The organism is Nonomuraea sp. NPDC003707, from assembly GCF_053587055.1.
The window spans coordinates 413,516-426,715 of sequence record NZ_JBSFNK010000003.1 but is presented as its reverse complement, the minus strand read 5'-3'; the positions used below and the strand labels follow the sequence as shown (position 1 = coordinate 426,715).

Here is a 13,200-nt window from a genome sequence, read left to right as displayed (position 1 = left end):
GGACCGGCGGCGATCATGCGCCGCCCGGCGGGCGTTTCAGCGCTGTTTCAGTGCCGGTCGGCGGGCAGATCGCGTGGCTCCGGCCCCCGGTAGGCGGGCAGCAGTGGGGGCGGTATGGGGCCTTTGATGCGGCGGCCCTCGCCGTGCTCCTCCCACGCGTGCGCCAGGACGCCGACCGCGCGTGACAGGACGAACAGGCCCCTGCCCAGCTCGGGCGCGAAGCCGAGCTCGCTGTAGACGATGGCGGTGGCGCCGTCGACGTTCATCGGCACCGGCGCCAGCTGCCGCTCGATCTCCAGCCCGATCCGCAGGTACGCACCCTCGACCACGCCGTCGCGGACCGCGTCCTCGACCGCCCGCACGAGGGGGTCGCGGCGCGGATCGCGCGGGTGGAAGCGGTGACCGAACCCGGGAAAGTACCGCTTGGCACCCCGATACCCGTCCAGCACCCCCGAGACCGCGTCCGAGACCGCCCCCGCCAGACCGGCCTCCGTCGGATCGGTCCCCGCAGGCTCGGCCCCCGCCGGGTCTGCGGTGGTGCGCACACGGATGTCGGCCAGCACGGCCATGCACTCCTGACCAGCGCCACCGTGTACGTCGCCGAGCAGCCCGACGCCCGTGGCCACGGCGGTGTTGAGGCCGACGCCGCAGGTGGCGGCCATGCGGGCGGCGGCGATCGAGGGCGCCTGCGGCCCGTGGTCGACCCCGGACACCAGCGCGGCCTCGAACAGCGCGGACTGCCCGGGAGAGGGCACCTCGCCGCGCAGCATGAGCCAGATCGTGTCGGCGAACGACAGCCGGCCGATGAGCTGCTCGACGGGATAGCCGTGCAGCCGGATGACGCCGGGGGAGATGTCGGATATAGCGGTGGCCCACCATCCGGTCACCTGCTCAGTCGTGGTGCTCATCGAATCTCCTTGGCGTGAAAACCCCGTTCTTAAGGGCAGGGAGGGTACGTGGAACAGTGGGGCAGGATCGAACATGTGCACGATGCGTGACTGATCGCGTACTAGAATGTGAACTGTGGCGCAGACCGTGAAGCGGGCCTACAAGTACCGCTTCTACCCGACCCCCGAGCAAGCTGAAGAGCTCGCCCGGACGTTCGGCTGCGTCCGCCTCGTCTACAACAAGGCGCTGGAGGAGCGCACCCGCGCGTACACCATCGACGGGCGTCGCGTCTCCTACGGGGAGTCGTCGGCGGCCCTGACCGCATGGAAACGCAGCGGCGACTACGACTTCCTGTCGCAGGTCTCCTCCGTGCCATTGCAGCAGGCGCTGCGCCACCTCCAGGCCGCGTTCGCGAACTTCTTCGCCAAGCGGGCCAACTACCCTACGTTCAAATCGCGCAAGAAGGCGCGGGCCTCGGCCGAGTACACCCGCTCGGCCTTCCGCTGGCGCGAGGGCCGGCTGTGGCTGGCCAAGATGGACGTGCCACTCGACATTTGCTGGTCGCGTCCGCTGCCGGAGGGCGCCGAACCGTCCACGGTCACCGTTTCCCGGGACGCGGCGGGCCGTTGGTTCGTCTCCCTCCTGACAGAAGAGACGATCACTCCATTCCCGCCGGTGGAGCAGACGGTGGGGATGGATGCGGGCATCACCGCCCTGGCCACACTGTCCACCGGAGAGAAGATCGTCAATCCCCGCCACGAACGCCGCGACCGGCGCAAACTGGCCAGGGCTCAGCGGGCGCTCGCCCGCACGGCCAAAGCGAGCGCCAACCGGGCCAAGGCCCGGCTCAAAGTGGCCCGCGTTCACGCCAGGATCGCCGACCGTCGCCGGGATTTCCTGCACAAGCTCACCACTCGACTTGTCCGTGAGAACCAAACGGTCGTGATCGAGGACCTCACCGTCCGCAACATGGTCAAGAACGGCAAACTCGCCCGAGCCATCTCCGACGCCTCGTGGCGGGAGCTGCGGAGCATGCTGGAGTACAAGGCCGCCTGGTACGGCCGGGCCGTGATCGCGGTGGACCGCTGGTTCCCCTCCTCCAGGCTGTGCTCGGCTTGCGGGGGCGTGCAAGACAGGATGCCGCTGAACGTCCGGAAGTGGGCCTGCGCGTGCGGCGCGATCCACGACCGGGACGTCAACGCGGCCCGCAACCTCTTGGCCGCTGGGCTGGCGGACAAGTAAAACGCCTGCGGAGCTGGTGTAAGACCTCAACGAGAGTCCTCTCGGGCGGGCGACCGGCGGTGAAACAGGAACTTCCATGGGCGACCGTGGGGATCCCTCTCGATTTCGAGAGGGAGGAAGTCAAATGGCTCCTTCCTGGTGCAGGCGGGCGATGTCGGTGTCGGAGTAGCCGAGGGTGCGCAGCACCGCGTCGGTGTGCTCGCCGAGCCTCGGGGGCGGGCCGGCGGGGGCCAGGGGGCGGCCGTCCACGTGGGCGGCACCGCCCAGCAGCACGAGCTCGCCGCCGCCGGAGGCGGGGGAGGGCAGGCGGTGCAGCAGGCCGCGGTGCTCGACCTGCGGCGAGCGCAGTGCCTGCGGGACGGTGACCACCGGCGCGGCGGGCACGCCGGTCGGCAGCAGGATCTCGTCCCACTCGGCCGCCGACCTGGTCTTCAGCGTCTTCTCCAGCTCCTCGCGCAGGGCGTCGCGGTGGGCCTTGCGGTCGTCCCTGGTGCGGAAGCGGGGATCGCTCATGAGCTCCGGCCGGCCCAGCACCCGGCAGAGGGTCTCGAACTGCTCCTGCTTGTTGGCGGCGATGTTGAGCTGGCCGTCGGCGGTCTCGAACGTGCCCGACGGCGCCGACGTACGGTTCTCGTTGGCCATGGCCACCGGCTCCCGCCCGGCGACGAGGTAGTCGGAGACCACCCAGCCCATCCCCGTGAGCGCGGCGTCCAGCATGGACACGTCCAGGTGGGCGCCCTGGCCGGTGCGGAGCTTGCGGTGCAGGGCGGCGGCCACGGCGAAGGCGGCGGTGATGCCCCCGGCGCTGTCGCACACCGGGTAGCCCACCCGTACGGGCGCGGTGTCCGGGGTGCCGGTGACGCTCATGATGCCCGCCAGCCCCTGGATCACCTGGTCGTAGGCGGGGCGCTCGCGCATGGGCCCGGTGGCGCCGAAGCCGGACAGCGCGCAGTAGACCAGGCCGGGGTTGATCTCGCGCAGCCGTTCCCAGCCGAAGCCGAGCTTGTCCAGCACGCCGGGGCGGAAGTTCTCCAGCAGCACGTCGGCCTCGCCCAGCAGCCTGGTGAAGACCTCGCGGCCGGAGGCGTGCTTGAGGTTGACGGTGACCGAGCGCTTGCCCGCGTTCTGCGCCAGGAAGGAGACGCCGAGGTTCTCGCCGCTGAGGCGGGGGTCGGCGCCGAGCTGGCGGGCCAGGTCTCCGGTGCCGGGGATCTCCAGCTTGATCACGTCGGCGCCCATGAGGGCGAGCTGGTAGCCGGCGTACGGGCCGGACAGGACGTTCGTCATGTCGAGCACGCGTACGCCGTCGAGCAGCCGCGGTGATGAGTTGTCGGTCATCGAACCCCTGTCCGTACCGCTATGTGGTCCAAAAATACCGTACAGCGGTTCAGGCTGACGTGTCGATGACCGCGCCGCATGCTTGACACGTCCAGGGAACGGCCTTTGAATTGGATGGCTCCGTCCAAAAAAGCGATCGCCTCCCGGGGAGAGTGATGCGAGCTCGAGCGGCGGTCCTGCGCGATCCTGGCAGGCCGTTCACCGTCGAGGACGTCTCGCTCGCCGCGCCCGGCCCCGGCGAGGCGCTGGTCCGCGTGGCGGGCGCGGGCATGTGCCACACCGACGTGCTGTTCCGGGGGCTGGCGGAGCTGCCGATGCCGATGGTCTTCGGGCACGAGGGCTCGGGGGTCGTCGAGGCGGTCGGCCCCGGGGTGACCCGCGTGGCGCCCGGCGACCACGTCGTGATGAGCTACGACTCCTGCGGCTGGTGCGGGCGGTGCGTGACCGGCGCGGCGCGTCGCCGCGGCCGCCGCCGAGGGCCTCAAACGGGTCACCCTGGAGCTCGGCGGCAACGACCGGGCCATCGTCCTCGACGACGCCGACCCCGAGCGGATCGCCGACAGCCTGTTCTGGAGCGCGTTCGCCAACAACGGTCAGGTCTGCCTGGCGGTCAAGCGGGTCTATGCGCCGGAGCGGCTGTACGACGACCTCGTCGAGGCCCTGGCCGTACGGGCCCGGTCGGTGCGGGTGGACGCGGGCACCGCCGACGGCGCCCAGCTCGGCCCGATCAACAACCGCCCGCAGTACGAGCGCGTCGTCGACGAGGAGCAGTTCGGCCCGGCGCTGCCCGTCATCGCGTACCGCGACCTCGGCCAGGCCGTCGAGCGCGCCAACGGCACCGCCTACGGGCTGACGGCGTCGGTGTGGTCGCCCGACCTGGACCGGGCCGCGCGGGTGGCGGCCGAGCTGGACTGCGGCCAGGTCTCGATCAACGCCCACGGCCGCGGTGTCCGCCCCGACCTGCCCTTCGGCGGCCACAAGTGGAGCGGCCTCGGCGTCGAGAACGGCCCTTGGGGCCTGTACGGCTACACCGAGCTCCAAGTCCTGGTAGGGAATCAATCATGAACATGACCATCGAGCAGGCGGGGCTCATGCTGGCCGACCCCCTCGCCTACGCCGACGAGCCGCGGCTGCACCAGGCGCTCACCCTGCTGCGCCGGGAGGCCCCGGTCCATCTCGTGGAGGCGCCCGAGTACACGCCCTTCTACGCCGTCACCCGGCACGCCGACATCATGCGGGTCGAACGCGACAACGCCCTCTGGCTCAGCGCGCCACGCCCGGTCCTGGGCAAGAAGGCGTTCGAGGAGCACGCCAGGCAGCAGGCGGCGCAGGGCATCCAGTTGAAGACGCTGGTCCACATGGACGACCCCGACCACAGGGTGGTCCGGGCGATCGGCGCCGACTGGTTCCGCCCCAAGGCCATGCGCGCCATGGAGAGCCGGATCCAGGAGCTCGCCCGCCGCTACGTGGACCGGCTGGCCGAGTACGGCGGCGAATGCGACTTCGCCACCCAGGTCGCGGTGCACTACCCGCTGTACGTGATCCTCTCCCTGCTCGGGCTGCCCGAGTCAGACTTCCCCCGCATGCTCAAGCTCACCCAGGAGCTGTTCGGCGGCGCGGACGCGGAGACCAGGCGCGGAGACACCGCCGAGGACCAGTTCGCGGTGCTCCTCGACTTCTTCGCCTACTTCCAGCAGCTCACCGCTGCCCGCCGCGCCCACCCCACCGAGGACCTGGCCTCCGCCATCGCCAACGCCCAGGTGGACGGCAAGCCGCTCAACGACATGGAGACGGCCTCCTACTACGTCATCATCGCCTCCGCCGGCCACGACACCACCAGCTCCACCGTCGCCGGCGGCCTGCACGCCCTCATCGAACACCCCGACCAGCTCGCCCGGCTGCGCGAGGACCCCGGCCTGCTGCCGCTCGCGGTCGACGAGATGATCCGCTGGGTCACCCCGGTCAAGGAGTTCATGCGCACGGCCTCGGCCGACACCAGCCTCAACGGCGTGGACATCAAGGCGGGCGAGTCGGTGCTGCTGTCGTACCCGTCGGCCAACCGCGACGAGGAGGTGTTCACCGACCCGTTCGCCTTCGACGCCGGCCGCGACCCCAACCGCCACCTGGCCTTCGGGTTCGGCGTGCACTACTGCCTCGGCGCGGCGCTGGCCCGGATGGAGCTGAAGGCCCTGTTCGCCGAGCTGCTGCCGCGCCTGGAGAGCGTCGAGCTCACCGGTCGGCCCGAATGGAGCGCCACGACCTTCGTCGGCGGCATCAAGCACCTGCCCATCCGGTACAAGCTCCGCCGCTGATCAGGACATGAGGAAGTCGGGCCTGGCCCGGCGCCACTCCGGGGCGTCCAGCGCGTTGAGCGCCGCGACGATCCGTTTCTCCTCGTAGACGAAGTGCGTCTCCATCAGCGCGGCGAGAGTGTCCAGCTCGCCGCGCACCAGGAGCGGGTCGTGGTCCCGGCCGAGTCCGTCGAGGAGCGCCTGCAACCGCCGCAGGGAATCGTCCACCAGCCGGTGGTCGCGGCGCAGCTCCTCCAGCACCGGTCGCAGCTCGGGGAAGCTCCGGGCGAGCTCGGGGAAGGCGCCGCCGTCCTCGCCGGTGTGGTGCCGCTCCAGCGCGGAGCAGAAGGTCAGGCAGTGGGTACGCAGGTCGCGGGGGAGCGCGCCGCCCGCGAGATAGGCCTCGACGTCCTCGCGCAGCGCGTCGAGCTGCTCGCGGAGCCAGAGGTGCACGTCGATCAACTGGTTGCCGAACGCCGTCAGGCGCCCGTCGGGTGTTTCCATGGTCGTCCCATGTTTCGGCGCCTCCATGCCCTCGGCGATCTGTTTGCCGGGTGCACCGCGACGCTGGGACGTACCCCATCATCGTTCCGGAGATCGGTCAAATAGGGTGAAGTTCGTGGAACCCGGGACTCCCGACCGCCGAAGCGCTGGACGATACCTGTGGTGGCTGGTCAGGAGTCAGCCCGGCCGCATCGCCGTCGGCGCGTTGCTGGGCTCCGCCTGGATGGTCTGCCTGACGCTGCCGCCGTACTTCCTGTCCCGCGCCATCGACGACGGCCTGGCTCCGGGAGACAAGCCCGCGCTGGCCGGCTGGACCGCCGCCGTGCTCGGCGTCGGCGTCCTGAACGCCTGGCTGGCCATCATGCGCCATCGCACCATGACCAGGGTCCGGATGGACGGCGCGTTCCGCACCGTACAGGTGGTGCTGCTGCACGCGACGCGGCTGGGCGCGGCGCTCCCGCGCAAGGTCACGGCCGGGGAGGTGGTGACGATCGGGTTCGGCGACGCCGGCCTGATCGCCCACGCGCTGACCATCACCGGCCCCGGCGTCGGCGCGGTGCTCGCCTATGTCGTCGTGGCCGGGCTGCTGCTGGCCGTCTCGCCGCTGCTGGCCGCGGTGGTGCTGCTGGGCGTGCCGTTGCTGGTCATGCTGGTCGGGCCGCTGCTGGGACGGCTGCGCGGCGCCGAGACGGCGTACCGGCTGCGGCAGGGCGAACTCGCCGCCCGGTTCGGGGACATCGCCGGAGGGCTGCGGGTCCTGAACGGCATCGGCGGCAAGGACGTGTACGCCGAGCGCTACCGGCGCGGCTCCCAGGAGCTCCGGCAGAAGGGCTACCAGGTGGGCGCGGTCACCAGCTGGATCCACGCCCTCGGGGTCGGCCTGCCCACGGTGTTCCTCGGCGCCGTGACGTGGCTGGCGGCCCGGATGGCCGCGCAGGGCGACATCACCACCGGCGAGCTGGTCGCGGTGTACGGGTACGCCGGTGTGCTGGTGGTGCCGGTCACGAACCTCATCGAGACCGGGTACGGCTTCAGCCGCGGCCTCGTGGCCGCCCGCCGGGTCATCCACTTCCTCACCCTCGAACCGGACGTCACCGGCGGCGACGCGGATCCGCCCGCGTCGCCCGCGCCGCTGCGCGACCCGGCCTCGGGCGTCGAGATCGCGCCGGGGAGGCTGACCGCGCTGGTCAGCGCCCGGCCGGGGGACTCGGCCGCGGTGCTCGACCGGTTGGGCGGGTTCACCGCGTCGGCCGCGACCTGGGGCGGGATCCGGCTCGACACCATTGACCCGGTACGGGTCCGCGAGCGGATCCTGCTGGCCGACAACGAGGCGGACCTGTTCGCCGGCATGCTGCGGGACGTCGTCGCCGGCCGGCACGATCCCGGCGACGAGGCCGTGGGCCGGGCGGTCCACGCGGCCATGGCCGAGGACGTCGTCCGGGGGCTGCCGCACGGGCTGGACTCCGCCGTCGACCCCCAGGCCCGCAACCTGTCCGGCGGGCAGCGCCAGCGCGTCCGCCTGGCCCGGGCCCTGCTGGCCGACCCGGAGATCCTGCTGGCGGCCGAGCCCACCTCCGCCGTGGACGCCCACACCGAGGCGACCATCGCCGCCCGGCTGCGCGAGGCGCGAAGGGGCCGTACCACGGTGGTCACCACGACCTCGCCGCTGCTGCTGGACCGGGCGGACACGGTGTACTACCTCGTGGACGGCTCGGTCGCGGCGGCCGGCGAGCATCGCGACCTGCTGCACGAGCACCCGGGCTACCGCCTGCTGGTGTCACGCGACGACGAGCCCAGCACACCACCCGAGCGGGCCGCCCGATGACCGGATCCCCGCCCGAGGAGGCCGCGCGATGACCGAGCCGCAGCCCGTCGCCCAGCCGGCCCGTGCGATGACCGGGTCCCTGCCGGTCGCCGAGCCGGCCCGGGTGCGGCGGGCGGCGTTGCGCCTGATCCGCCTGGACGGCCGCGCCTTCGCCGCCATGATCGCCCTCAACGCCCTGGCCGCCGTCGCGGGGCTGGCCGGACCGTGGCTGCTCGGCCGGATCGTCGACGCGGTCAAGTCCGGCGCCGGGGCCGCCGCCGTGGACCGGCTGGCCCTGGCCATCCTGGCCGCCGCCCTGGTCCAGCTCGTCCTGTCCCGCTACGCGGGCCACGTCGGCCACCGCTTCGGCGAGCGCACCCTGGCGCGCATCCGCGAGCGGTTCACCGAACGCGCCCTCGACCTGCCCGTCTCGGTGGTCGAGCGGGCCGGCACGGGCGACCTGACCACCCGGGGGACGACCGACGTGGCCGCGCTCGGCGCCACGCTGCGCGACGCCGGGCCGGACGTCCTCATCGCCGCGGTCCAGGCGGCGTTCATCCTGGCCGCGGTCTTCGTGCTCGATCCGCTGCTGGGCGCCTGCGGGGTGCTCGGCCTGCTGGGCATCTGGTTCGCCGCCCGCTGGTATCTGCGCCGCGCGATCCCGGCGTACCTGGCCGAGGGTGAGGCCAACTCCGCGCTGGCCGAGCAGCTCGCCGCCACCACCGCCGGCGCCCGCACCGTCGCGGCCCTGCGCCTCGAACACCGCCGCATCACGGCCTGCCAGGCGGCGATCGGCGAGTGCCGCCGGACCCGCGTCCGGACCCTGTTCCTGCGCAGCGTCCTCTTCCCCGTCGTGGACATCTCGTACGCGATCCCGGTGGCCGGCGTGCTGCTGGTCGGCGGCCTCATGGCGAACGGCTCCATGACCCTCGGAACGGTCGTCGCCGCCGCCCTCTACCTCCGCCAGCTCGGCCAGCCCCTCGACACGATCCTCCTGCACCTGGAGGGCATGCAGAGCAGCGGCGCCTCGTTCGCCAGGGTCGAGGGCCTCGTCCTGGTCCCGCGGCCGGCGCCGGCCGCCGGGCCGGAGCTCGTACCGGACGGCGACCGGCTCGTGGCCGCCGGCGTGCACTACGCCTACGACGGCGGCCCCGACGTCCTGCGCGGGGTTGACCTGACCGTCCGCCCCGGCGAGCGTCTGGCGATCGTCGGGCCCTCGGGCGCGGGCAAGACCACGCTGGGCAGGCTGCTGGCGGGCGTGGACGCCCCGCGCACCGGCACGGTCACCGTCGGCGGCGTTCCCGTCGCCGCCCTCGACCCCGGCCGCCTGCGCGAACGCGTCGTCCTGGTCACCCAGGAACACCATGTGTTCCTCGGCACGGTACGCGACAACCTGCGCATCGCCGCCCCTTCCGCCACCGACGCCGAGCTGCGCGCGGCCCTCGCCACCGTCGGCGCCGACTGGATCGACGACCTCCCGGACGGCCTCGGCGCCGATCTCGGCCCCGGGGGCCACCGGCCCGACGGCGCGCAGGCCCAGCAGCTGGCCCTGGCCCGCGTCGTACTGGCCGACCCCCACACGCTGATCCTCGACGAGGCCACCGCGCTGCTGGACCCGAGGACCGCCCGCCACACCGAGCGCGCCCTGGCCGCCGTGCTGGACGGCCGTACCGTCATCGCCATCGCCCACCGCCTCCAGACGGCCCACGACGCCGACCGGGTGGCGGTCATGCAGGAGGGCCGCCTCACCGAGCTCGGCACGCACCACGACCTCGTCGCGGCCGGGGGCACGTACGCCGAGCTCTGGCGCTCGTGGCACGGGGAGTGAACGCTCAGTGGCCCTGGTGGTACTGGTGCGTCACCGCATGGCCCTTGCCCCGTGAGATGAGCCACTTGTTCACCGGCGTGGTCAGCACGAACGCCACCAGCAGCGAACCGGCCAGTGCCACCCAGAACAGCCAGTTCGACAGGCCCGCGTCCATCGCGCCGGGCACGAGCAGCATCACCGCGTTGTCCAGGATCTCCATCATCGCGATGGAGATGGTGTCGGCGGCCAGCGCCACCCTCAGCGCGGTGCGGAAGTCGACACCGGCCCGCAGCACGCCCCGCATGGTCAGCGCGTAGCCGAACACGAAGGCCAGCGCGACGGACAACACCACGGTGGTCAGGTTGGACAGGCCGGCGGCGGTGCCGATGACCATGCCCAGCACCTCGCCGATGGCGCAACCGGTCAGGCAGTGCAGGGTCGCCTGCGCGGCCATTCCCCACGTGGCCGCGGGCGGGGCCTCATGGTGTGCGTGGTGGTGCTCGCTGTGATCCATACGATGCTCCTTAGTAGAGGGGAGACACATTGTAGGGGTATGGGGTATATCGATAGCCGGGGGACGGGCGTGGATAAGCTTGCGGCTCATTGGCGACATATCGCGCTAAATCCGTATTCGAGGAGAATCTTGAGCCCTACCCAGCCACCCGGCGCCCACCGCTTCCCGGCGGTCCCGCTCGCCGGAGGCGTCCGGTGACCGGCACGCAGCTGATCGAGCGCGTGCGCGGGCTGGCCGCGTCCGGCGAGCGCGTCGTGGTGGGCATCGCGGGATGCCCGGGCGCGGGCAAGTCCACGCTGGCCGGCTGGCTGGCCGAGAACCTCACCTCCGCCGGGCTGCCGGCGGTGTGGGTGCCGATGGACGGCTTCCACCTGGCCGACGTCGAGCTCGAACGCCTCGGGCGGCTGCGCCGCAAGGGCGCCATGGACACCTTCGACGCCCACGGCTACCTGGCGCTGCTCCACCGCCTCCGCGCCGAGACCGGCACCGTCGTCTACGCCCCGTCCTTCGACCGCGAGATCGAGCAGCCGATCGCCGGCGCCATCCCGGTGCCGCCGGCCGCGCGGGTCGTGGTCAGCGAGGGCAACTACCTCCTCGCCGACGACGAGACGTGGCGGCGGGTGCGGGGGGCCATGACCGAGGTCTGGTACGCGGAGATCGACGACCGCGTCCGCCTGGACCGGCTCACCAGGCGGCACGTCCAGTTCGGCAAGACGCCCTCCCAGGCCGCCCGCTGGGTCGCCGAGGTCGACGAGCCCAACGCCGCCGCCATCCGCACCACCCGCGACCGCGCCGACCTCCTGCTCAACCCCGACACCCTCACGCCGTCCCCCTGACCCACGATCTCGCCTGACCTCGGGCGCCGCCTGGCCCATCGGCACCCCGGCCTGCCCGCACCCCTGGCCCGCCCGCAGCCCACCGCCCCGGCGCGCAGGGGAGGGCCGCCTCAGAGTGCCGGGCTGGGCGCCGTTCGTGTTGCGCCGGTCTCCTCCGCGTCGCATCCCGCCGACCCGGCGCCGGTGGTGCGAGGGTCGTGCGGTGGGTGCGGTCCGTGCCCGATCAGCGCTATAGCGCGCCCGCCTCGCCCGCCGCCCGCCGTGACCCCGCGCCCGCCGTGCCCGGTGCGCTCGCCGTGCCCAGTCGGTCGGCGCGGTCGGCGGCGGGTGGGTGGTGGGGTGGGTTGGTCATGGGGCCGGGGTGGCTTTGGCGTGGGCGCGGGCGGTGAAGCGGGTGGCGTCGATGACGGTGCGTTCGTGGGTGCCGGTGCTGATCACGTCAGCCCCGTCCTCGGCGCTCACCTCGAACCGCAGTCGCCGCCCCTCCACCCCCGTCAGCCGCACCCGGCAGGTGACCTCCAGGCCCGGCGGCGTGGGGGCCTCGTGGCTGAGGTCGACGTGCGTCCCGACCGTCTGCTCGCGCGGCCAGTCCAGGTACGGCACGACCGCCTGAACGCACGTCCACTCGATCAGCCCCACCAGGAACCCGGTGGCGAAGACGGGCGGCATGACCGCGAACTCCGGCGACTCCGGATAAAGCCCCGCCACGATCTTGCTCTCCGGGACGCGGAAACGGAAGGTGTGCTCCAGTCCGGGCTTCAGCTCACGCATGGTCCTACACTGACAGGTCTGTAAACCCGGGACAAGAGGTCAGAGCTCGCCGAGGCGGCGGGTGAGGAAGCGGCGCTCGGCCTCCGTCGTGGCCAGGTCGAGCGCCCTCCGGTACGCCGCCCGCGCCCCCGCGGAGTCGTCCAGGCGCCGCAGCAGCTCGGCCCGGGTGGAGTGGAAGTACCGATAGCCGTCGAGACCGAGCCCGTCCACGATCGCCAGCGCCGCCCGCGGCCCGTCGACCTCGGCGACCGCCACCGCGCGGTTGAGCTCGACCACGGCCGAGCCCGTCAGGTCCCGCAGCCGGTCATAGAGCGCGGCGACGGCCCGCCAGTCGATCCGCTCCTCGGTCTGCAGCGCCGCGATGGCCGCCTGCACCACGTAGGCGCCGCGGGCGCCGAGCGCGAGGGCGCGGTCGAGCAGCGCCTGCCCCTCCTCGATCTGAGCCGCGTCCCACAGGCTGCGATCCTGCTCGTGCAGCAGGACGATCTCGCCGTCGCGGACCCGGGCGGCGCGCCGCGAGTCGTGCAGCAGCATCAGCGCCAGCAGTCCGGCGGCCTCGGGCTCGCCGGGCACGAGCTCGACCAGGATCCGGGCCAGCCGGACGGCCTCGGCCGCCAGATCGGCCCGGCCGTCGCCGTACCCCTGGTTGAAGATGAGGTAGAGCACGGAGAGCACCGCCTCCAGGCGGGCGGGCAGCAGGTGCTCCCGGGGGATCCCGAACGGGATCCCGGCCGCGCTGATCTTGTCGCGCACCCGGGAGAGCCGCCGCTTCATCGTCTCGTCGCTCACCAGGAACGCCCGGGCGATCTCCGGGGTGGACAGGCCGCCCAGGGCCCGCAGGGTGAGCGCGACCTGGGCCTCGTCCGCCAGGGCCGGATGGCAGCACAGGAAGAACAGTTCGAGCCGTTCGTCGGGGACCGCCGACTCGTCCATCGTCACCTCCTCGCCCGGCTCCGGCCGGTCCAGCAGGCGGAGCTTGTCCGCATACGTACGGTCCCGGCGAAGGCGATCGATCGCCCGGCGGCGCCCGGTTACCACGAGCCAGGCCCCGGGATTGTCCGGGACCCCGTCGCGGGCCCAGCGCTCGGCCGCGACGGCGAACGCCTCCTGCGCGGCCTCCTCGGCCACATCGACGTCGCCGGTGTAGCTCACCAGGGCGGCGAACACGCGGGCCCACTGGTCGCGGAAGATCTCCTCGAGCACCG

11 protein-coding genes and 3 pseudogenes are annotated in these 13,200 nt (G+C 72.7%); 7 read left to right on the top strand and 7 right to left on the bottom strand.

What is annotated here, in order from left to right; all coding sequences use genetic code 11:
- Positions 1-47: 47 nt before the first annotated feature.
- On the bottom strand, positions 48-908 hold the full coding sequence (locus ACWDRB_RS09565) for a citryl-CoA lyase (RefSeq protein WP_449892640.1): 861 nt from the start codon (positions 906-908) through the stop codon (positions 48-50).
- 115 nt (positions 909-1,023) lie between these two features.
- Between ACWDRB_RS09565 and ACWDRB_RS09560 the strand changes: the two are divergent.
- Positions 1,024-2,216, top strand: a pseudogene (locus ACWDRB_RS09560) (RNA-guided endonuclease InsQ/TnpB family protein); the annotation flags it as partial.
- A gap of 34 nt (positions 2,217-2,250) precedes the next feature.
- On the opposite strand, the gene ACWDRB_RS09555 reads toward ACWDRB_RS09560, so the two are convergent.
- A complete protein-coding gene (locus ACWDRB_RS09555) occupies positions 2,251-3,468 on the bottom strand; it encodes a CaiB/BaiF CoA transferase family protein (RefSeq protein ID WP_449892639.1) in 1,218 nt (405 codons plus the stop codon).
- A gap of 155 nt (positions 3,469-3,623) precedes the next feature.
- On the opposite strand from ACWDRB_RS09555, the pseudogene ACWDRB_RS09550 reads away from it, so the two are divergent.
- From ACWDRB_RS09550 to ACWDRB_RS09540, 3 genes and pseudogenes are all read left to right on the top strand, one after another.
- Positions 3,624-3,872, top strand: a pseudogene (locus ACWDRB_RS09550) (alcohol dehydrogenase catalytic domain-containing protein); the annotation flags it as partial.
- A 58-nt stretch (positions 3,873-3,930) separates the two neighbouring features.
- Positions 3,931-4,533, top strand: a pseudogene (locus tag ACWDRB_RS09545) (aldehyde dehydrogenase family protein); the annotation flags it as partial.
- On the top strand, positions 4,530-5,780 hold the full coding sequence (locus tag ACWDRB_RS09540; RefSeq protein WP_449892859.1) for a cytochrome P450: 1,251 nt from the start codon (positions 4,530-4,532) through the stop codon (positions 5,778-5,780). The pseudogene ACWDRB_RS09545 and the gene ACWDRB_RS09540, both read left to right, overlap by 4 nt.
- Here the strand turns inward: ACWDRB_RS09540 and ACWDRB_RS09535 are convergent, their stop codons facing one another.
- Positions 5,781-6,263, bottom strand: coding sequence for a hemerythrin domain-containing protein (locus tag ACWDRB_RS09535; RefSeq protein WP_449892638.1), 483 nt, complete (start codon positions 6,261-6,263; stop codon positions 5,781-5,783). It lies immediately after the preceding gene.
- A gap of 115 nt (positions 6,264-6,378) precedes the next feature.
- On the opposite strand from ACWDRB_RS09535, the gene ACWDRB_RS09530 reads away from it, so the two are divergent.
- Positions 6,379-8,088 carry an ABC transporter transmembrane domain-containing protein gene (locus ACWDRB_RS09530; protein WP_449892637.1) on the top strand — a complete coding sequence of 570 codons (1,710 nt, stop codon included), beginning with the start codon at positions 6,379-6,381 and terminating at the stop codon, positions 8,086-8,088.
- 28 nt (positions 8,089-8,116) lie between these two features.
- Positions 8,117-9,895: an ABC transporter ATP-binding protein gene (locus tag ACWDRB_RS09525; RefSeq protein ID WP_449892636.1), complete on the top strand. Its 1,779-nt coding sequence runs from the start codon at positions 8,117-8,119 to the stop codon at positions 9,893-9,895.
- Positions 9,896-9,899: 4 nt separating this feature from the next.
- Here ACWDRB_RS09525 and ACWDRB_RS09520 read toward each other — a convergent pair whose 3' ends face one another.
- A complete protein-coding gene (locus ACWDRB_RS09520) occupies positions 9,900-10,388 on the bottom strand; it encodes a DUF4396 domain-containing protein (protein WP_350727644.1) in 489 nt (162 codons plus the stop codon).
- A 194-nt stretch (positions 10,389-10,582) separates the two neighbouring features.
- Here ACWDRB_RS09520 and ACWDRB_RS09515 point away from each other — a divergent pair, with 194 nt between their 5' ends.
- Positions 10,583-11,224, top strand: coding sequence for a nucleoside/nucleotide kinase family protein (locus ACWDRB_RS09515; RefSeq protein WP_449892635.1), 642 nt, complete (start codon positions 10,583-10,585; stop codon positions 11,222-11,224).
- 229 nt (positions 11,225-11,453) lie between these two features.
- Here the strand turns inward: ACWDRB_RS09515 and ACWDRB_RS09510 are convergent, their stop codons facing one another.
- From ACWDRB_RS09510 to ACWDRB_RS09500, 3 genes are read right to left on the bottom strand one after another with little or no spacing between them, the layout of a single operon-like run.
- Positions 11,454-11,576 (bottom strand): hypothetical protein, encoded by a 123-nt coding sequence (locus ACWDRB_RS09510; RefSeq protein WP_449892634.1) that lies wholly within the window; start codon positions 11,574-11,576, stop codon positions 11,454-11,456.
- On the bottom strand, positions 11,573-11,995 hold the full coding sequence (locus ACWDRB_RS09505; protein ID WP_364249129.1) for a thioesterase family protein: 423 nt from the start codon (positions 11,993-11,995) through the stop codon (positions 11,573-11,575). The genes ACWDRB_RS09510 and ACWDRB_RS09505 overlap by 4 nt, the downstream gene beginning before the upstream one ends.
- A gap of 39 nt (positions 11,996-12,034) precedes the next feature.
- Positions 12,035-13,198 (bottom strand): RNA polymerase sigma factor, encoded by a 1,164-nt coding sequence (locus ACWDRB_RS09500; protein WP_449892633.1) that lies wholly within the window; start codon positions 13,196-13,198, stop codon positions 12,035-12,037.
- Positions 13,199-13,200 lie beyond the last annotated feature (2 nt).